This is a genomic window from Caballeronia cordobensis, from assembly GCF_001544575.2.
Classification (GTDB): domain Bacteria; phylum Pseudomonadota; class Gammaproteobacteria; order Burkholderiales; family Burkholderiaceae; genus Caballeronia; species Caballeronia cordobensis.
This window is the reverse complement of the sequence record NZ_FCNY02000034.1, coordinates 22,701-40,653: the sequence shown is the minus strand read 5'-3', so window position 1 is coordinate 40,653 and position 17,953 is coordinate 22,701. Positions and strand designations below refer to the sequence as shown.

Below are 17,953 nucleotides of genomic sequence, written 5' to 3'. Positions count from 1 at the left end.
GGCCACGGCCGGAGCGCCAATGAGGATGTGGGCATGACTGGACTCGACACCGCGATCGCAACGCTGCTCGCCAGCCGCACCGAGCTCCTCATGTCCGCGATCCGCGCGCCGAACGGCGTCGCCGGCGGCGGCGTGACCGGCGCGAGCGTCGGACAGACGACGGCGCAGACGGACACCGCGCAGTTCGTCGGACCGGCGGCGGGCGGTGCGACGCCGGCGGCATCGGCGCAAACCGAGCTTTCCAGCGTTGCGCGCACGCTCGACGTGATCTCGCGCTTCGGCGGCGCGGCCCCCGCATTGACCGGCGACGCTCCGCTCTGGCCGACTCCGCCGCGTCCCGCGAGCGCTTTCGCCGCGCTCACGACCGGCCTCTTCGATACCGCTTTCTCCGCCAATGCCGCCGCCGTCGCGGCCGCGCGCGCCGCGACGCAGAATCTGCCGCCGCTGCCCGCCGCCGTGCTGGCGGGCGCGCTGGCTAAAACCGTCGGCGAAAGCGGACTCTTCTACGAATCGCATCTGATGCAATGGCTCGCGGGCCAGCGCAGCGCGGCGTCGCTCGCCAGCGAGCCGCAGGCGCGCGCCGATGCCCGCTCGATGGCCCTGCCGCTCGATTTCGCGAACGCCGCAACGAACGGCGACACCGGCCTCGACGACGCCCGCGCCGCGCAACTCGTGCCGGATCCACCCGATCTGCATGCGGGCGCACGCGCCGTCGCGACGCCGCAGAATCCGCAGCAGGCCGCGGCGCTGGCGGCATCCGTGCGCGATGCGCCACCGGCCGCGCTGTCGAATTCGCAAAGCGGCAACCCGACCGGCGCGGGCGCGCAAAGCGCGCAGCCGAGCCAGCACGAATCCGCGCTGCAGGCGTCGATCGCGGCGGGCATTCATCCGGCGACGCTCAATGTCGTGCGCCAGCAACTCGACGTGCTTGCCAATCAGCAGTTCCGATGGCAGGGCGAGGCGTGGCCCGGCACGCGCTTCGAATGGGAAATCGCGCGCGAACCGCGCGATCCGCGCACGATGGCCGACGAAGCCGCCGACGAACGCGCGTGGCGCACGCGCATCACGCTGTCGCTGCCGGCGCTGGGCACGATGGACGCCGAACTGGTCCTGACGGGCGACAAGCTCGTCGCGCGCATCCGGGCGGGCGATTCGGGCGCGCGCCGTCTCGCCGCCGAAGGCGAAGCGTTCGCGCGCCAGCTCGAAGCGGCGGGCATCGCGCTGGCATCGCTTTCCGTGCGTTCCATGGACGGCGTTACCGATCTCGCGCTCACCGGCGACAAACCCGCCGCGAAGAAACCGCTGCGCTCGCCGCTGGAGCATCTATTCCGCGCACCCGACGGCGACGGAGGCGGAACATGAGCGCCGATCAACCGCTCTACACGCGCAAGCAGGCGACGGCGCTCGCCTACGAGGCGGGCAACCGGGAGTCGACGCCGCGCGTGGTCGCGAAGGGCTACGGCATGGTCGCGGAAATGATCGTGCAGCGCGCGAAGGAAGCGGGGCTGTACGTGCACGAATCGCCCGAAATGGTGTCGCTCCTGATGCAGGTCGATCTGGACGCGCATATTCCGCCCGCCTTGTATCAGGCGGTGGCGGAATTGCTGTCGTGGGTTTATCGGCTGGAAAACGAAGAGCCGATGCGGGAAGCGGGCAGGCTCGCGCGCTAGATTGCAAACGCCCGCGTCACGATCGCCGCATGATCGAAGCGCGCCGGCAGCGTTCCATACACGCGCCCCGTGTCGCCGCGCGCATCGCCCAGACGCGTGTCGATGAAGGCGTCGGCGACTTCCTGCGGCGCATGCCGCGCGAGCAGCACGCCTTGCGCACACAACGTCAATTGCTGCGCGATGCGCCGCGCCGACGCTTCACGCGCGGCCGGATCGCCCGTGAGCATGTCCGATAACGACGACAGCGCGCCCGCCAGCGCCGGATGCGCGCCCGCCGTCGTCTTCCAGTCGTCGAAGAGCGCGTGCGCGGCGTCCTGTTCGCGCTCGAACGCGCGCAGCACGTCGAGACACATGACGTTGCCCGAGCCTTCCCAGATCGAATTGACCGGCGCCTCGCGATAGAAGCGCGCCATCGGCCCCGTTTCGACATAGCCGTTGCCGCCCCAGACTTCCATTGCCTCGCCGGTGAATTCGAGCGCGCGCTTGCAGACCCAGAACTTCGCGGCAGGCGTCACGATGCGCCGCCACGCCCGCTCGGCGAGCGCGCCGTCCGGCGTGGCGCTCTGCTCGAACGCGCCCGCGAGGCGCATGAAGAGCACCGTCGCCGCTTCGGATTCGAGCGCCAGATCGGCGAGCACGTTGCGCATCAAGGGCTGATCGACGAGATGCGCGCCGAACGCGCTACGATGCCGCGCGTGATGAATCGCCTGCGCGAGCGCCGCGCGCATCAGCGCCGCGCTGCCGATCACGCAATCGAGCCGCGTGAAATTCGCCATCTCGATGATCGTCGGCACGCCGCGCCCCTCGTCGCCGATCATCACGCCGTAGGCATCGAGAAACTCCACTTCGCTGCTCGCGTTCGAGCGATTGCCCAGCTTGTCTTTCAGGCGCTGAACCTGGACCGCGTTCTTGCGGCCGTCGGGCGTGAAGCGCGGCACGTAGAAGCACGACAGGCCGCCTTCATCGGCGGTGCGCGCGAGCACCAGATGGGCGTCGCATTGCGGCGCGGAGAAGAACCACTTGTGACCGACGAGCCGATAAGCGCCGCCGCGCCCCGATGCCGCGCCCGCGATGGCATGCGCGCGCGTGCGGTTGCTGCGCACGTCCGAGCCGCCCTGTTTCTCGGTCATGCCCATGCCGATCAGCATAGAATGCTTGCCGGCCTCCAGCGGAATGTCGCGCGAATCGTGCTCGCGCGACAGCAGCGGATGCGCGATCCGCGCGAACAGATCCGGCTCGTTGCGCAGCACCGGAATGCTCGCGAAGGTCATCGTGATCGGGCACAGCGAGCCCGATTCGAGCTGCCCGTGCAGATAGTAGCCCGCGCAGCGCGCGGCCATCGATCCGGCGCGCGCCGACGGCTCGAACGGCAACGCGTGCAGCCCTTCGTGACGCAGACGCCGCAGCAGTTCGTGCCACGCCGGATGAAACTCCAGCGCATCCACGCGCACGCCGCGCGAGTTGTGCGTCGCGAGTTCTGGCTCGTGCCGGTTGGCGAGATCGGCCAGCGTGACGACATCCGGCTGAGTGAGCGCCATGCCGTCGCGCGACAGTGCTTGCGCGTGCCATTGCGCGCCTTCCCGCCCGAGCGCCGCGACGAGCGCCGGATCGAACGCGAAAGCGTCATAGCCAACGAGCGGCGGGGCCTGATTCGTGACTTCGTGTGTCTGCCCGAACGGGCGGTCAGCGGGATCGGCCATCGTCGGTCTCCTTTTGACGCGCGCGAAAGGCCGGCGCGCGGTTTTGTCACTGTCGGGCGGGCGCAACGGTCGGTCTGGGCCGATCGGCCATTCCGGCGCCATCTCGAATTCAAGAATCATAGGCCGCACGCGCGTTGGGCGGGTAGAGGCATCGTTCTTTTCGGAATCGGGCGTGCTTTTCTTATGCGCAGTCCTAAAGCGCCAATTGCTGAGATAAATCCGATTGTTATTCCCTCCCCGATGACGTGCAGGACCCCGAACCTATAATCGGCACGCCTATTTCTCCGGCAGATGCAACAACGCCTTTCAGGGAAGCATTCTATGAGCATCAACCTCAATCAACTCGTACAGGGCGCTTTGACAGAAAGCGTGCTGCAGAATATTGCCGGGCGCATCGGCTGTGCGCCGGAATCGGCCATGCGCGTGGTCTCGCTGTGCGGTCCCGCGCTCATCGGCGCGATGATGAACAAGGCGTCGTCGCTCGAAGGCGCGCGCAACCTGTTCGCGTCGATCATGTCGCCGGCGACGAACGCACACATCGCGGAAGAGTTGCCGCATTTCGCCGCGCACGACGATGGCTTTAGAACGCTCATCGACACGAGCGCGAAAACCGATCAGGCGATCGCCTCGCACGACAGCCTGAACCTGCTCGCCGAGCGTGTCGCGGAATACACGGGCGTGGCGTCGAGCGCCACGCGCACGCTGACCGGCGTGGTCGGCGCGACGCTCTTCGGCGTGCTCAAGCGCTATTTGACGCAGCACAACGGTCATCCCGGCCAGCTCCCGACGCTGCTCGGCCATCAGTTGCCGGTGGTGCGCGCGAACCTCACCGACACGTTCGCGCATGCGCTCGGGCTCGGCTCGGTCGGCGCGTTCCTCGCGGGCGTCGCATCGCGGCTGAAAGCGGTATCCGCGCATCTGGAGCATCCGTCGACGCACGAGGCGGCGGCGTTCCCGCAGCAGGTGGAAACGCACGTCACGCACGAGCAGCCCGTGCAGGAGAAGGCGAGCAAGAAGAAATGGTGGTGGATCGCGCTTGCCGCTGCGCTTGCGCTGCTCGCGATTCTGCTCGGACGCGGTTGCTCGACGGAAAAGACGGAGCAGGAAGCTGCGCCCGCGGCGACGCCTGAAGCGACTTCCGAGGCCGTTTCGGCCGCGGCGGTCGAGTCGAACGCATCGGCTGTATCGGCGGCATCGGATTCGTCGGCCGCCGCGGCGCCGGGCAAGGATTCGACGATGTCCTTCGTCGTGGACGCAGCCGGCCTTCCCACGCTGAACGCGACGGTTCACAGCGAAGCGGAGCGTAGCCAGCTGATCGACGCGCTTGCGGCGAAGCTCGGCGCGGACAAGTTCCACGCGAACATCACCGTCGATCCGGACACGAAACCGGCCTCGTGGATCGCCAAGCTCGACGGCCTGCTGCCGGTCATGGCGCTGCCGGGCGCGAAGGTGAGCGTCACGGGCGAGACGATCGATCTCGGCGGAAGCGCCGCTGACGCGAAGCTCGGCTGGCTGGACAGGCTCAAGGCCTTCTTCGGCGCCGGCTGGACGATCGGCGCAAGCGAAAGCACGCCGGCGGCGCGCACGCTGGCCGCGTCCGACGCGCAAGCTGCCGCAGCCTGCGCCGCCGCCGACATCGCCAAGCACATGAACGCGCATCCGATCAACTTCGGCTTTGCATCGAACGCCTTGCCGCGCGCGGCGCTGAACGATCTCGCGGATTCGGCGAAGTCGCTGAAGGAGTGCGGCACGGCAGGCACGCCGATCAAGCTGCAGATCGGCGGTTACACGGATAGCACCGGCGACCCGGCGGCGAACCTGCGCATCTCGAAACAGCGTGCGGAGACGGTGCGCGCGTACCTGATCCGGCACGGCGTGAAGGCGGACACGCTTTCGGTGGAAGGTTTCGGCGACGCGCAACCGATCGGCGACAACACGACGCCCGCAGGCCGCGCGGCGAATCGCCGGATCGAGTTCAAGGAAGTGAGCTGATTCGGAAAAGGCCCGCAGGCCGCTTCGAATGACGCGCCGGCCCGCTTCTCGCGGGCCGGCGCGTTTTTTTATGGCGCTCGGCGAGTCATGATTCCGGCTCGCCGCGCCGGGCGCGCGGGAAGCCATCGGCCATGAAATCCTCGTCGAGATTCGCGGGCAGCATTTCGCGCGCGACCTCGATCCACGCGCGCGCCGCGTGCGACAGATAACCGTTGCGCCGCCAGCCGAGCGCCATGTCCCAGTGAATCTCGGGCGCGACGACGCGACGGCAGGTGAACGCGTCGGCGTCGAGGCGGCGGCAATAGGGCGCCGGCAGCAGCGCGATGCCGATGCCCGCCTGCACGAGCGCCGCCATGAAATCCCAATGCCCGCTGCGCCCGACGATCGTCGGTGCAAAACCGGCCTCGCGGCACGCGTTGAGCACGACATCGTTCAAGGCGAGGCTCTCGCCGTAGAACACGAACGGCTCGGCGGCGAGATCGGTGAGCGCGACTTCGCGCGCTTCGTCCCAGCGCGAGCCTTTCGGCGCGACGAGCCACAGCACTTGCCGGCTGACGGGCAACACGTCGAAGACTTCGGTGTTCACGGGCTGCAGCACACCGCCCAGTTCGAGCTCGCCGTCGATCAGCGCGGCCTCGATCGCCTTCGAGCCGCGCTCGAACAGCTTGAGCTCGACCTTCGGATAGCGTTGCCGGAACGCGGCGATGGCCGGCGTGAAGAGCGCACCGCCCATCGGCGGAATGCCGATCGTCAGCGTGCCGCGCCCGAACGTGCCGAGATCGTTGAGTTCGGCTTCGAGCCGCGCGTGGGCGGCCAGCACCTCGACGCCGCGCTGATAGACGATCTGCCCCGCATCGGTCAGCACCATCTGACGGCCTTCGCGCAGAAGAAGCGGCGAGCCGACTTCATCCTCCAGCGACTTCACCATTTTGCTGATGGTCGGCTGCGTCACGAACATGTGCTCGGCGGCGGCGGTGAAGCTCTTCTGCTTCACGACCTCGATGAAGTACCGCAAGGCGCGCAATTCCATCGTCGGCTCCGAAATTCCAGTTTGGAATGATTTAGATAAGGTTAAGTCATTTTTATTATGCGAGGGGCGCCCATATACTCGGACTACGGGATAACCCTAATCAATCGCATTCAACGTAGAAGAGTCCACATGTCCGCCGTCCTTTCGACTAAAACGCCTTCCGCTTTCGGACGCTTCGTGCGCATCGCGTCGCAGTCCGCCGTGCTCGCGGCCATCTGGGCGGTGGCCGACTTCGTCGCGCGCAAGCTGGCGCTGCCGGTGCCTGGCGGCGTGATCGGCCTCGTCGCGCTCCTCGCGCTGCTGTTTTGCGGCGGGATCGCGCCGCGCTGGGTGAAGGCCGGCGCCGACTGGCTGCTCTCCGACATGCTGCTGTTTTTCATTCCGGCGGCGGTGGCGGCGGTGCAGTACGGCGGTCTTTTCATGGAAGACGGCTGGCGGCTCGCGCTGGTTGTCGTCGGCGGAACCTTGATGGTGATGGTCGCAGTCGCGTTCGCCGTCGACCGTGCGGCGCGCCTCGAACGCCATCTCGCGCTGCGCCGCGCGCTCGTGGCGCGGCATGCGGCCCGCGCCTGATTACGCCGTCATGAACCACTTTCTCGATTCCCTTCTCGAAGACGACGCCGCGCGCCTCATCGCGGCGGGCTGCTTCGTGCTGACCGTTGCGCTGTACTTCGCGGCAAAACATCTCTATGCGCGTTTCAAACGGCCCTGGCTCACGCCGCTGCTGGCGGTGCCCGCGGTGCTCGCGCTGATCGTCGTGATGGCGCGCATTCCGTACTCCGTCTATTACGCCGACACGCGCTGGCTGATGTGGCTGCTCGGCCCGGCGACGGTCGCGTTCGCGGTGCCGATCTACGAATACCGCGCGCTCATCAAGCGCCACTGGATTTCGCTGACGGTCGGCGTGACGGTCGGCATTCTGGTCGCGGTCGGCGGATCGCTAATGCTCGCGAAACTGCTGCATCTGTCGCCGGAATTGCAGCGCAGCTTGGCGACGCGCTCCGTTTCGACACCTTTCGCGCTCGCCGTCTCCGACAAGATCCACGCGCCGAAAGATCTCACCGCGCTGTTCGTGATCGCGACGGGCGTCTGCGGCATGCTGTTCGGCGAGATCGTGCTGGCGCTCGTGCCGCTGCGCACTCGGCTCGCGCGCGGCGCGTTGTTCGGCGCGGCCGCGCACGGCGTCGGCACGGCGAAGGCGCGCGAACTGGGGAGCGAAGAAGGCGTCGTCGCCAGTCTCACGATGATGATCGCCGGCGTCGCGATGGTGCTGCTCGCGCCGGTGTTGTCGGTGTTGCCGTTCTGATCGCGACCAGCGAGACTTTGCTACAATCTGCGTTCGCTTCCGAGGAGCGTTGCGACGGCCTTTCAGTACGACAGTACATGGCCGCCAGGCTCGGAAGCTTTCAATCCGGACGGTTCGAAAGCGCCTGAAAAAAGCGCCCGCTGAGCCACCGCATTCGAACGGCGCTCACGTCAACATTTCTAGTACTTTTTAGAAAGGAGGGCGTGATGAACGCCGCAGTTCTCGATTCCAAAGATTCCAAGGATTACGTCGTCGCCGACATGTCGCTGGCCGCATGGGGCCGCAAGGAACTCGACATCGCCGAAACGGAAATGCCGGGTCTCATCCAGACGCGCGAAGAGTACAAGGCGCAGCAGCCGCTGAAGGGCGCACGCGTCGCCGGTTCGCTGCACATGACGATCCAGACGGGCGTGCTGATCGAGACGCTCACGGCGCTCGGCGCCGACGTGCGCTGGGCATCGTGCAACATCTTCTCGACGCAGGATCACGCTGCCGCCGCCATTGCCGCGGGCGGCACGCCGGTGTTCGCGTTCAAGGGCGAGTCGCTCGACGAGTACTGGGAATTCTCGCACCGCATCTTCGAATGGCCGAACGGCGAATTCGCCAACATGATTCTCGATGACGGCGGCGATGCCACGCTGCTGCTCATTCTCGGCGCGAAGGCGGAGAAGGACCGCTCGGTCATCGCCAAGCCGACGAACGAGGAAGAAGTCGCGCTGTACAAGTCGATCGCCAAGCACCTCGACGCCGATCCGAAGTGGTACTCCACGCGCCTCTCGCACATTCAGGGCGTGACGGAAGAAACGACCACGGGCGTGCATCGCCTGTATCAGATGGAGAAGGAAGGGCGTCTGCCGTTCCCGGCCATCAACGTGAACGATTCGGTCACGAAGTCGAAGTTCGACAACCTGTACGGCTGCCGCGAGTCGCTCGTCGACGGCATCAAGCGCGCGACCGACGTGATGATCGCGGGCAAGATCGCGGTCGTCGCGGGTTACGGCGACGTGGGCAAGGGCTGCGCGCAATCGCTGCGCGGCCTGGGCGCGACCGTGTGGGTCACGGAAATCGATCCGATCTGCGCGCTGCAGGCCGCGATGGAAGGCTACCGCGTCGTGACGATGGAATATGCCGCGAGCCGCGCCGACATCTTCGTGACGGCGACGGGCAACTACCACGTCATCAACCACGACCACATGAAGGCGATGCGCAACAACGCGATCGTCTGCAACATCGGTCACTTCGATTCGGAAATCGATATTGCTTCCACGCGCCAGTACACGTGGGACAACATCAAGCCGCAGGTCGATCACATCGTCTTCCCGGACGGCAAGAAGATCATCATTCTGGCTGAAGGGCGTCTGGTGAACCTCGGCTGCGCGACGGGCCATCCGTCGTTCGTGATGTCGAACTCTTTCACGAACCAGACGCTCGCGCAGATCGAACTGTTCACTCAAGGCAAGAAGTACGAGAACAAGGTCTACGTGCTGCCGAAGCATCTCGACGAGAAGGTCGCGCGTCTGCACCTCGGCCGCATCGGCGCGGAACTGACCGTTTTGAGCGACGAGCAGGCCGGTTATATCGGCGTCGACAAGAACGGCCCGTTCAAGCCGAACCACTACCGCTATTAATCGCCTGAGCGGCGGCGTTCGTCCGCACGGGTGCGAACAGTTGAAGATCGCACCCGCGCGGCGCATGCAAGCTGACGCATCAAACCCGGAGAACCCTCGATGACCTTGCTGCTGACATGGCTGATCAACGCGCTCGCGCTTCTGATCATCACGTATCTGGTGCCGTCGATTCACATTCGCAGTTTCGGCACGGCGCTCATCATCGCGGTGGTGCTCGGACTCATCAATGCAGTGCTGAGGCCGGTGCTTATCATCCTCACGCTGCCGGTGACGGTACTCACGCTCGGACTCTTCATTCTGGTGGTGAACGCGCTCTGCTTCTGGCTGTGCTCGTCGCTGCTGAAGGGCTTCGAAGTGTCGGGGTTCTGGTCCGCGTTCTTCGGCTCGATTCTGTACAGCATCGTGTCCTGGCTGTTGTCGGCGCTCATATTCGGGAACCGCAACTTCGGCTAGACGGACTGTCGCCGCTCGAGTCCTCATCATCATGAAACCGATCGAACTCTCATTCGAGTTTTTCCCGCCGAAGACGCAGGAAGGCGTGGACAAGCTGCGCGCTTCCCGCGCCGAACTCAAGAAGTTGTCGCCCAAGTTCGTCTCCGTGACGTTCGGCGCGGGCGGCTCCACGCAGCAAGGCACGCTCGACACCGTGCTCGAAATGGCCGCGGAAGGTTTCGAGGCCGCGCCGCATCTGTCGTGCATCGGGTCGTCGAGAGACAATCTGCGCGCGATCCTCGCCAATTACCGCGAGCACGGCATTCGCCATATCGTCGCGTTGCGCGGCGATCTGCCTTCGGGCATGGGCGAAGTCGGCGAGTTGCGCTATGCGTCGGAACTCGTGGCGTTCATTCGCCAGGAGCACGGCGACTGGTTCAACATCGAAGTGGCCGCGTATCCCGAGTTTCATCCGCAATCGAGATCGCCGCGCGCCGATCTCGAAAACTTCGCGCGCAAGGTGAAGGCGGGCGCGAATTCGGCGATCACGCAGTACTTCTTCAACGCGGACTCGTACTTCAAGTTTGTCGAGGAAGCGCGGAAGCTGGGCGTCGACGTGCCGATCGTGCCGGGCATCATGCCGATCACGAACTTCTCGCAACTGATGCGCTTCTCCGACATGTGCGGCGCGGAAGTGCCGAAGTGGGTCGCGCGCCGGCTCGAAAGCTTCGGCGACGACCGCGAGTCGATCCGCGCGTTCGGCGTCGATGTGGTGACGGGTCTGTGCCGCCGTCTCATCGACGAAGGCGCGCCCGGCCTGCATTTCTATACGCTCAACGGCGCGTGGGCGTCGAAGATGATTTGCGAGCGGCTCGGCTTCAAGAGCGTCTGATCTGCATCAATGTTGTTCCCGCGCGGCGCTCGCCGCGCGGTTCTTTCCTCTCCCCTTCGAATTCCGCCTTTTTTGCGCGATCTCGCGCCCTCACGCGCAATATTTCGTCCTCCGGTCTATCAGTTAAACGCATGGGCGATAACCTGCCCTTATCGAAGCGCGGCCGGCGGCAAACGATAGTGGGGAAAACCAAGAACGCATGTCACTTTTGTTCGTGCTAGGGTAGCGCCCACTTCGCGCACACGCTTCCGAAAGAACGAGCGACGCGATCCAGTAAACTCGCGCTACGCCGGCCCGAACGCCGGCATTGACTTGGAGGAAACATGAACAAAAACAGCCTGTTGCGAGCCGTCCGCATGTCGGCGCTCGTGGGCGCCGTGGCCACGGCATCGCTCTTCGCGGCGACCGCCGCCAACGCCGCCATCCCGAACAAGACGCTCGTCTACTGCTCGGAAGGCAGCCCGGCGGGTTTCGATCCGGCGCAGTACACCACCGGCACCGATTTCACCGCGAACACCTTCACCGTCTATAACCGTCTCGTCGAATTCGAGCGCGGCGGCACGAAGGTCGAGCCGGGTCTCGCCGAGAAGTGGGATGTGTCGTCGGACGGCCTCACGTACACGTTCCATCTGCGTCACGGCGTGAAGTTCCAGACGACGTCGTTCTTCAAGCCGACGCGCGAATTCAACGCGGACGACGTGATCTTCACGTTCAACCGCATGCTCGATCCGAACAATCCGTTCCGCAAGGCGTACAACGTGCAGTTTCCGTACTTCACGGACCTCGGCATGGACAAGCTGATCTCGAAGATCGAGAAGGTCGATCCGTACACCGTGAAGTTCACGCTGAAGGAAGTGAGCGCGCCGTTCATCCAGAATATGGCGATGGAATACGCGTCGATTCTTTCCGCCGAATACGCCGACAAGCTGATGAAGGACGGCAAGGCCGCCGATATCAACCAGCAGCCGGTGGGCACGGGCCCGTTCATCTTCCGCAGCTACACGAAGGACGCGACCATCCGCTTCGACGGCAATCCTGATTACTGGAAGCCGAACGCGGTGCAGATCTCGAAGCTGATCTTCTCGATCACGCCGGACGCCGCCGTGCGCGTGCAGAAGCTGAAGAACAACGAATGCCAGGTGATGAGCTATCCGCGTCCGGGCGATATTTCGACACTGAAGTCGGTATCGACCGTCGATACGCCGTCGCAGGCGGGCTTCAACGAAGGTTACGTCGCCTACAACGTGACGAAGAAGGGCCTCGACAACACCGACGTGCGCCGCGCGCTCGACATGGCGATCAACAAGAAGGCGATCATCGATTCCGTGTATCAGGGCGCGGGCCAGCCGGCCACCGCACCGATGCCGCCGACGCAATGGTCGTTCGACAAGAACCTGAAGGGTCAGGCCTACGACACCGCGAAGGCGAAGGATCTGCTCGCGAAGGCGGGCTTCCCGAACGGCATGGAAATCACGCTGTGGGCCATGCCCGTGCAACGCGCCTACAACCCGAACGCGCGTCTGATGGCGGAAATGATCCAGGCCGACTGGGCCAAGATCGGCGTGAAGGCGAAGATCGTCTCGTACGAGTGGGGCGAGTATCTGAAGCGCGCGCACGCGGGCGAGCATGATGCGCTGCTCATCGGCTGGACCGGCGACAACGGCGATCCCGACAACTGGCTCGGCACGCTGCTCGGCTGCGACGCGGTGAAGGGCAGCAACTTCTCGAAGTGGTGCTACAAGCCGTTCGACGAACTCGTCGTGAAAGGCCGTTCGACGACCGATGTCGCCGCGCGCACGAAGGCGTACACCGACGCGCAGCAGATCTTCGCGCAACAACTCCCGTTCTCGCCGATCGCGCACTCGACGGTCTATCAGCCCGTCAGCAAGAAGGTGACGAACATGAAGATCGAGCCGCTCGGCTACGTGCGTTTCGATGGCGTCGGCATGCAATAAAGTTTGTCAGCGGAACGCTTTTTGCACTAAACCATAACTATTCGAATACGCCGGCGGCGCGGGTTCACGAGATCCAAGCCGCCGGACTCACATTCTGTCCTCCCAAAGCACCAAAGGGCGATCATGTTCCGATTCGTTTTGCGACGCATAGGAATGGTGATACCGACGTTCATCGGCATTACGATTCTTGCGTTCGCGCTCATCCATCTGATTCCTGGCGATCCCATCGAAGTGATGATGGGCGAGCGCGGCGTCGACCCGGCGATGCACGCCGAAGCCATGAAGCGCCTGGGGCTGGATCAGCCGCTTCCGCTGCAATATCTGACGTATGTCGGGCACGCGCTCAAGGGCGATCTCGGCACGTCCATCATCACGAATACGAGCGTGATGGGCGAGTTCCTCGCGCGCTTTCCCGCGACTGTCGAACTGTCCATCTGCGCGATGATTTTCGCGCTCGCCGTCGGCTTGCCGGCGGGCGTCGCGGCGGCGCTCCGGCGCGGCACGGTCGTCGATCACGGCGTGATGGGCACCGCGCTCACCGGCTATTCGATGCCGATTTTCTGGTGGGGCTTGATCCTCATCATGTTCTTCTCCGCGAAGCTCGGCTGGACGCCGGTGTCGGGCCGCATCGCGGTGGAATACGACATTCCGCACGTCACGGGCTTCATGCTGATCGATGCGCTCTTCTCCACCGATGAAGGCGCGTTCAGGTCGGCCGTGAGTCACCTGATCCTGCCGACCATCGTGCTCGGCACGATTCCGCTTGCGGTGGTTGCGCGCATGACGCGCTCGTCGATGCTCGAAGTGCTGCGCGAGGACTACATCCGCACGGCGCGCGCAAAGGGTTTGTCGCCGCTGCGCGTGGTGGTCGTGCATGCGCTGCGCAATGCGCTGATTCCGGTCGTGACCGTGATCGGTCTGCAAGTGGGCACGCTGCTCGCGGGCGCGGTGCTGACCGAGACGCTGTTCTCGTGGCCGGGCGTCGGCAAGTGGCTTATCGACGCCATTTCGCGGCGCGATTATCCGGTCGTGCAAGGCGGCATTCTGATGATCGCGACGCTCGTGATCGTCGTGAATCTGGTCGTCGATCTGCTCTACGGCGTGTTGAATCCGCGCATTCGCCATACGAGGTAAGCATGTACCCCCACGCTCACATTTGTTCGCTGCCCCCCGAGGGGGCTTATGCCTCGCTTGAGGCGGCTCGGCGCGAGGCATGAAAAGTTATGGCTGACGTTCAAAACAATCTCCCGCCGGGCGCGCTGACGCCGCCGTCCGGCCGCATGGTCGCCGCGCGCGAGTTCTGGTTCAACTTCTCGCGCAATCGCGGCGCCGTGGTCGCGGGCGCGATCGTGGTCGCGCTGATTCTCGTCGCGCTGCTCGCGCCGCTGATCGCGCCGCATAGCCCGATCGAGCAATACCGCGATTACGTCAAGATTCCGCCCGCGTGGCTCGAAGGCGGCAATCGCATGTTCCTGCTCGGCACCGACGAAGCCGGCCGCGACATTCTTTCGCGTCTCATGTACGGCGCGCGGCTGTCGTTCTGGATCGGCTTCGTGTCGGTGGTGCTCGCGCTGATTCCGGGCGTCGTGCTCGGTCTGATGGCCGCGTTCTTCCACTGGCTCGACACGCCGATCATGCGCGTCATGGACGTGCTGCTCGCGTTGCCGTCGCTGCTGCTGGCGGTCGCGGTCGTCGCGATCATCGGGCCGGGGCTCGTGAACACCATGCTCGCCATCGCGATCGTCGCGCTGCCGGGCTATGTGCGTCTCACGCGCGCATCCGCGCTCGGCGAGTTGCAGAAGGAATACGTGACGGCATCGCGCGTTGCGGGCGCGGGCACGGTCCGGCTGATGTTCTCGCAAGTGCTGCCGAACTGCGCCGCGCCGCTCATCGTGCAGGCGACGCTCGGCTTTTCTTCCGCGATTCTCGATGCCGCCGCGCTCGGCTTCCTGGGCCTCGGCGTGCAGCCGCCCGCGGCGGAGTGGGGCGCGATGCTCGCATCGGCGCGCGACTACATCGAAAGCGCGTGGTGGATCGTGACGATGCCGGGCCTGTCGATTCTCGTCTCGGTGCTCGTCATCAACCTTCTCGGCGACGGTCTGCGCGACGCGCTCGATCCGAAACTCAAGCGGATGGGCTAAGCGATGAACGATCTTTTGACTATCCGTAATCTGCAGGTGACGTTCGGCGGCACGCAGGCCGTCGATCGCATCGATCTTTCCGTGAAACCGGGCGAGGTCGTCGGCGTGGTCGGCGAATCCGGCTCGGGCAAGAGCGTCACGATGATGGCGCTGATGGGCCTCATCGACGCGCCCGGCAAAGTGACCGCCGATCAGGTGACGTTCGATGGCCGCGACTTGCTGAAGGCGTCGGCGCGCGAGCGTCGCAAAATCATCGGCAAGGATATCGCGATGGTGTTTCAGGACGCGCTGACGAGCCTGAACCCGAGCTATACCGTCGGCTACCAGATCAAGGAAGTGCTGAAGCTGCACGAAGGCTTGCGCGGCGATGCGCTTCACCGGCGCGCGGTCGAACTGCTCGATCAGGTCGGCATTCCGGATGCGAAGAGCCGCATCGAATCGTTTCCGCACCAGATGTCGGGCGGCATGAACCAGCGCGTGATGATCGCGATGGCGGTGGCGTGCAATCCGAAGCTGCTGATCGCCGACGAGCCGACCACGGCGCTCGACGTCACCATTCAGGCGCAGATCATGGAACTGCTCGTGCGCCTGCAGAAAGAACGCGGCATGGCGCTCGTGCTGATTTCGCACGATCTCGCCGTGGTGTCGGAAGTGGCGCAGCGCGTCGCGGTGATGTACGCGGGCGAGATCATCGAAACGAATCATGTGCCGACGATCTTCAGCGAGCCGCATCATCCGTACACGGAAGCGCTGCTCGCGGCCATTCCCGAGCATAACCGCGGTACGTCGCGCCTCGCCGCGCTGCCGGGCATGGTGCCGGGCAAGGACGACCGGCCAGGCGGATGCCTCTTCGCGCCGCGCTGCAAGTATGTCGTCGACGATTGCTGGAAGGCGCGGCCGAATCTGTTTCAGCTCGACAAGAACGACCCGGCCGTGCGCGCGCGTTGCATCAAGCCGCTGAATATCGATGTAGTCGTGGAGGGCGCGCGATGAATGCCGTACCGAAGGAAATCAGTCAGGAGATCGTGCTCGCCGCCGACCGGCTCACGAAGCACTACGACGTGAAGCGCAGCGCGTTCAAGCACGGCACGGTGAAGGCGTTGAACGGCGTGTCGTTCGAGCTGAAGCGCGGGCGCACGCTCGCGGTCGTCGGCGAATCGGGCTGCGGCAAGTCGACGCTCGCGCGTCAGTTGACGATGATCGAAGCGCCCACGTCGGGCCGCTTGCTGATCGAAGGCGACGACGTTGCCGGGGCGAGCAAGGCGAAGATCGCCGAGTTGCGTCAGCGCGTGCAGATGGTGTTTCAGAACCCGTTCGCGTCGTTGAATCCGCGCAAGACCGTCGAGCAGACGCTCGGCGAGCCGCTCGCGATCAACACGAAGCTGAGCGCGACCGAGCGCGCCGAGCGCATCGCGCACATGATGCGCACCGTCGGCTTGCGGCCCGAGCATGCGTCGCGTTATCCGCACATGTTTTCGGGCGGACAGCGTCAGCGCGTGGCGATCGCGCGCGCGATGATTCTGGACCCGCAGATCGTCGTCGCCGACGAGCCCGTGTCCGCGCTCGATGTATCGATCCAGGCGCAGATTCTGAATCTGTTCATGGATTTGCAGGCGCAGTTCGGCACGAGCTACGTGTTCATCTCGCATAACTTGTCGGTGGTGGAGCATATCGCCGACGACGTGATGGTGATGTACTTCGGCGGCGTCGCCGAGCTCGGCGACAAGAAGACGATTTTCGCGAAGCCGCGTCATCCGTACACGCGCGCGCTGATGTCCGCGACGCCCGCGATCTTCGAGGAAGACCGGAGCATCAAGATCAAGCTGCAGGGCGAGATGCCTTCGCCGCTCAATCCGCCGTCGGGCTGCACGTTTCATCAGCGCTGCCCGTATGCGATCGAGCGATGCCGCGTCGAGGAGCCGAAGCTGCGCGCCGTCGATGGGAGGCAGGTGTCGTGTCATCGCGCCGAGGAGGTAGGAGAAGGCGAAGCCTGAATCTCGGCGGACGCGCGCGACGCGTCATGTGAATGTTTTAAGATGACGGTCGTGCCGGATTCATACGTCAAGCCGCGCTCTTTGCGCGCGGCGCTCGCCCAAACGACAGTCATCGTGCTGTCGTTCGTGCTGTTTACGGCGGGTGTCGCGTGGTGGTCGCCGAGCTTCGCCGTTATCGGGGCACGCACGCCGCAGGCCGCGGGCGATGCCGGTTCCGCCACCGCGCCGTCGAACCCGGCGCCTGCGCCGCCGCGCGCGGATCGTTCGACCGGCACGACCGCAAGCGGTCCGGTGCGCGCGCAGCCGCCGCGCATGCCGTTCTACGTCGCGACCAAGGGCGCGACGACCATCTACGTGCTCGGCACGCTCCATGTGGGTTTCGCGAGCGACTATCCGCCCGAGCAACCGTTTCGCAAGCCGATACTCGCGGCGCTCGATGCATCGCCGACACTGGCGCTCGAAATCTCTCCCGACGAACTGCTGCTCTCGCAAGAAGACGTGAATCGCTATGGCATGTGCCGTAGCGAGTGTCTCATCGACTATTTGCCCGACGCGATGTGGAAGAAGGTCGAGACGCGCATGCGCAGCAATCCGCAGGCTTTGAAGGAACTGCGGCACACGCGGCCGTGGCTGGCTTCAATGCTGATCGAAACGTACGACACGTTGAAAGCGGGTTTTCAGAGCGAGTACGGGACCGAGGCGCAATTGCAGAACGTGTATCTGCGGGTGCGCGGGAAGATCGTCGGGCTGGAAACGTTGAACGAACAGATATCGACGTTCACGCGGCTCACATCGGCGCAGCAGCGCGAAATGCTCGCGCAGGATCTCGTGCAGACGCCCGCGGAGAATGTGGCCGACGTGAAGGAGTTGCACCGGTTATGGCGTATCGGCGATGCGGATGCGTTGAAGGCCTGGGACGATGCGAAGAGTTCGAAACTGGCGCGCAACAGGGCGCTGGCTGAGCAGGTGGATAACCGCGTGGTTTATCAGAGGAACCAGCGGTTTGTGCAGAGGATGGTTGCGCTGGCGGCGCCGGATAAGCCGGTGTTCGTGGCGATCGGGGCGCTGCATTTGGGCGGTGCGCGGGGGGTGTTAGAACTGTTGAGGAAGAGGGGATTTGTGGTGGTGGGGGGGTGAGCCGGGCGAGGCAGGTGCATCAAAGCTAACGGATCGGTGCTCGCTTCTGCCATTCCATTGAATACGGACGTGCGGA

General features: G+C 64.8%; 16 protein-coding genes and 1 riboswitch. Of the genes, 14 read left to right on the top strand and 2 right to left on the bottom strand.

Annotation, left to right across the window (positions count from 1 at the left end):
• The first annotated feature begins 33 nt into the window (after nucleotides 1-33).
• Both fliK and AWB70_RS35910 read left to right on the top strand, forming a co-directional pair.
• Nucleotides 34-1,362: a flagellar hook-length control protein FliK gene (gene fliK, locus AWB70_RS35915; protein ID WP_053567151.1), complete on the top strand. Its 1,329-nt coding sequence runs from the start codon at nucleotides 34-36 to the stop codon at nucleotides 1,360-1,362.
• Nucleotides 1,359-1,670, top strand: coding sequence for an EscU/YscU/HrcU family type III secretion system export apparatus switch protein (locus AWB70_RS35910; protein WP_014192612.1), 312 nt, complete (start codon nucleotides 1,359-1,361; stop codon nucleotides 1,668-1,670). Before fliK ends, AWB70_RS35910 begins: the two co-directional genes overlap by 4 nt.
• Here AWB70_RS35910 and AWB70_RS35905 read toward each other — a convergent pair.
• Nucleotides 1,667-3,370, bottom strand: coding sequence for an isovaleryl-CoA dehydrogenase (locus AWB70_RS35905; protein WP_053567150.1), 1,704 nt, complete (start codon nucleotides 3,368-3,370; stop codon nucleotides 1,667-1,669). The genes AWB70_RS35910 and AWB70_RS35905 overlap by 4 nt on opposite strands.
• A gap of 321 nt (nucleotides 3,371-3,691) precedes the next feature.
• Here AWB70_RS35905 and AWB70_RS35900 point away from each other — a divergent pair, with 321 nt between their 5' ends.
• Nucleotides 3,692-5,362, top strand: a complete 1,671-nt coding sequence (locus AWB70_RS35900; protein ID WP_063786664.1) for an OmpA family protein — start codon at nucleotides 3,692-3,694, stop codon at nucleotides 5,360-5,362.
• 85 nt (nucleotides 5,363-5,447) lie between these two features.
• Here AWB70_RS35900 and AWB70_RS35895 read toward each other — a convergent pair whose 3' ends face one another.
• The gene (locus AWB70_RS35895; RefSeq protein WP_045451422.1) at nucleotides 5,448-6,392 is read right to left on the bottom strand and encodes a LysR family transcriptional regulator; all 945 of its coding nucleotides are present in this window, start codon (nucleotides 6,390-6,392) and stop codon (nucleotides 5,448-5,450) included.
• A 129-nt stretch (nucleotides 6,393-6,521) separates the two neighbouring features.
• Here AWB70_RS35895 and AWB70_RS35890 point away from each other — a divergent pair, with 129 nt between their 5' ends.
• The 11 genes from AWB70_RS35890 to AWB70_RS35840 all read left to right on the top strand — a co-directional run bounded on the left by AWB70_RS35890 (nucleotide 6,522) and on the right by AWB70_RS35840 (nucleotide 17,877).
• Nucleotides 6,522-6,965 (top strand): CidA/LrgA family protein, encoded by a 444-nt coding sequence (locus AWB70_RS35890; RefSeq protein WP_053567148.1) that lies wholly within the window; start codon nucleotides 6,522-6,524, stop codon nucleotides 6,963-6,965.
• 10 nt (nucleotides 6,966-6,975) lie between these two features.
• Entirely contained in the window at nucleotides 6,976-7,698 is a 723-nt protein-coding gene (locus AWB70_RS35885; protein WP_053567564.1) for an LrgB family protein, read from the top strand.
• Nucleotides 7,699-7,733: 35 nt separating this feature from the next.
• A riboswitch (S-adenosyl-L-homocysteine riboswitch) is annotated at nucleotides 7,734-7,872 on the top strand.
• Nucleotides 7,873-7,904: 32 nt separating this feature from the next.
• On the top strand, nucleotides 7,905-9,326 hold the full coding sequence (ahcY, locus tag AWB70_RS35880) for an adenosylhomocysteinase (protein ID WP_053567147.1): 1,422 nt from the start codon (nucleotides 7,905-7,907) through the stop codon (nucleotides 9,324-9,326).
• Between the two features lie 99 nt (nucleotides 9,327-9,425).
• On the top strand, nucleotides 9,426-9,779 hold the full coding sequence (locus tag AWB70_RS35875) for a phage holin family protein (RefSeq protein WP_014192604.1): 354 nt from the start codon (nucleotides 9,426-9,428) through the stop codon (nucleotides 9,777-9,779).
• Nucleotides 9,780-9,810: 31 nt separating this feature from the next.
• Nucleotides 9,811-10,650, top strand: a complete 840-nt coding sequence (gene metF / locus AWB70_RS35870; protein ID WP_014192603.1) for a methylenetetrahydrofolate reductase [NAD(P)H] — start codon at nucleotides 9,811-9,813, stop codon at nucleotides 10,648-10,650.
• A 323-nt stretch (nucleotides 10,651-10,973) separates the two neighbouring features.
• Nucleotides 10,974-12,605, top strand: coding sequence for an ABC transporter substrate-binding protein (locus AWB70_RS35865; RefSeq protein WP_053567146.1), 1,632 nt, complete (start codon nucleotides 10,974-10,976; stop codon nucleotides 12,603-12,605).
• A gap of 123 nt (nucleotides 12,606-12,728) precedes the next feature.
• On the top strand, nucleotides 12,729-13,739 hold the full coding sequence (locus AWB70_RS35860; protein WP_014192601.1) for an ABC transporter permease subunit: 1,011 nt from the start codon (nucleotides 12,729-12,731) through the stop codon (nucleotides 13,737-13,739).
• An 89-nt stretch (nucleotides 13,740-13,828) separates the two neighbouring features.
• Nucleotides 13,829-14,746, top strand: coding sequence for an ABC transporter permease subunit (locus tag AWB70_RS35855; RefSeq protein WP_014192600.1), 918 nt, complete (start codon nucleotides 13,829-13,831; stop codon nucleotides 14,744-14,746).
• A gap of 3 nt (nucleotides 14,747-14,749) precedes the next feature.
• A complete protein-coding gene (locus AWB70_RS35850; protein WP_053567145.1) occupies nucleotides 14,750-15,739 on the top strand; it encodes an ABC transporter ATP-binding protein in 990 nt (329 codons plus the stop codon).
• On the top strand, nucleotides 15,736-16,740 hold the full coding sequence (locus tag AWB70_RS35845) for a peptide ABC transporter ATP-binding protein (protein WP_014192598.1): 1,005 nt from the start codon (nucleotides 15,736-15,738) through the stop codon (nucleotides 16,738-16,740). The genes AWB70_RS35850 and AWB70_RS35845 overlap by 4 nt, the downstream gene beginning before the upstream one ends.
• A gap of 42 nt (nucleotides 16,741-16,782) precedes the next feature.
• Nucleotides 16,783-17,877, top strand: coding sequence for a TraB/GumN family protein (locus tag AWB70_RS35840; RefSeq protein ID WP_053567144.1), 1,095 nt, complete (start codon nucleotides 16,783-16,785; stop codon nucleotides 17,875-17,877).
• Nucleotides 17,878-17,953 lie beyond the last annotated feature (76 nt).

Bases quoted from the DNA above. Each gene is read 5' to 3' on its own strand.
- fliK (WP_053567151.1), top strand. From the start codon at position 34: ATGACTGGACTCGACACCGCGATCGCAACGCTGCTCGCCAGCCGCACC.
- AWB70_RS35910 (WP_014192612.1), top strand. From the start codon at position 1,359: ATGAGCGCCGATCAACCGCTCTACACGCGCAAGCAGGCGACGGCGCTC.
- AWB70_RS35905 (WP_053567150.1), bottom strand. From the start codon at position 3,370: ATGGCCGATCCCGCTGACCGCCCGTTCGGGCAGACACACGAAGTCACG.
- AWB70_RS35900 (WP_063786664.1), top strand. From the start codon at position 3,692: ATGAGCATCAACCTCAATCAACTCGTACAGGGCGCTTTGACAGAAAGC.
- AWB70_RS35895 (WP_045451422.1), bottom strand. From the start codon at position 6,392: ATGGAATTGCGCGCCTTGCGGTACTTCATCGAGGTCGTGAAGCAGAAG.
- AWB70_RS35890 (WP_053567148.1), top strand. From the start codon at position 6,522: ATGTCCGCCGTCCTTTCGACTAAAACGCCTTCCGCTTTCGGACGCTTC.
- AWB70_RS35885 (WP_053567564.1), top strand. From the start codon at position 6,976: ATGAACCACTTTCTCGATTCCCTTCTCGAAGACGACGCCGCGCGCCTC.
- ahcY (WP_053567147.1), top strand. From the start codon at position 7,905: ATGAACGCCGCAGTTCTCGATTCCAAAGATTCCAAGGATTACGTCGTC.
- AWB70_RS35875 (WP_014192604.1), top strand. From the start codon at position 9,426: ATGACCTTGCTGCTGACATGGCTGATCAACGCGCTCGCGCTTCTGATC.
- metF (WP_014192603.1), top strand. From the start codon at position 9,811: ATGAAACCGATCGAACTCTCATTCGAGTTTTTCCCGCCGAAGACGCAG.
- AWB70_RS35865 (WP_053567146.1), top strand. From the start codon at position 10,974: ATGAACAAAAACAGCCTGTTGCGAGCCGTCCGCATGTCGGCGCTCGTG.
- AWB70_RS35860 (WP_014192601.1), top strand. From the start codon at position 12,729: ATGTTCCGATTCGTTTTGCGACGCATAGGAATGGTGATACCGACGTTC.
- AWB70_RS35855 (WP_014192600.1), top strand. From the start codon at position 13,829: ATGGCTGACGTTCAAAACAATCTCCCGCCGGGCGCGCTGACGCCGCCG.
- AWB70_RS35850 (WP_053567145.1), top strand. From the start codon at position 14,750: ATGAACGATCTTTTGACTATCCGTAATCTGCAGGTGACGTTCGGCGGC.
- AWB70_RS35845 (WP_014192598.1), top strand. From the start codon at position 15,736: ATGAATGCCGTACCGAAGGAAATCAGTCAGGAGATCGTGCTCGCCGCC.
- AWB70_RS35840 (WP_053567144.1), top strand. From the start codon at position 16,783: ATGACGGTCGTGCCGGATTCATACGTCAAGCCGCGCTCTTTGCGCGCG.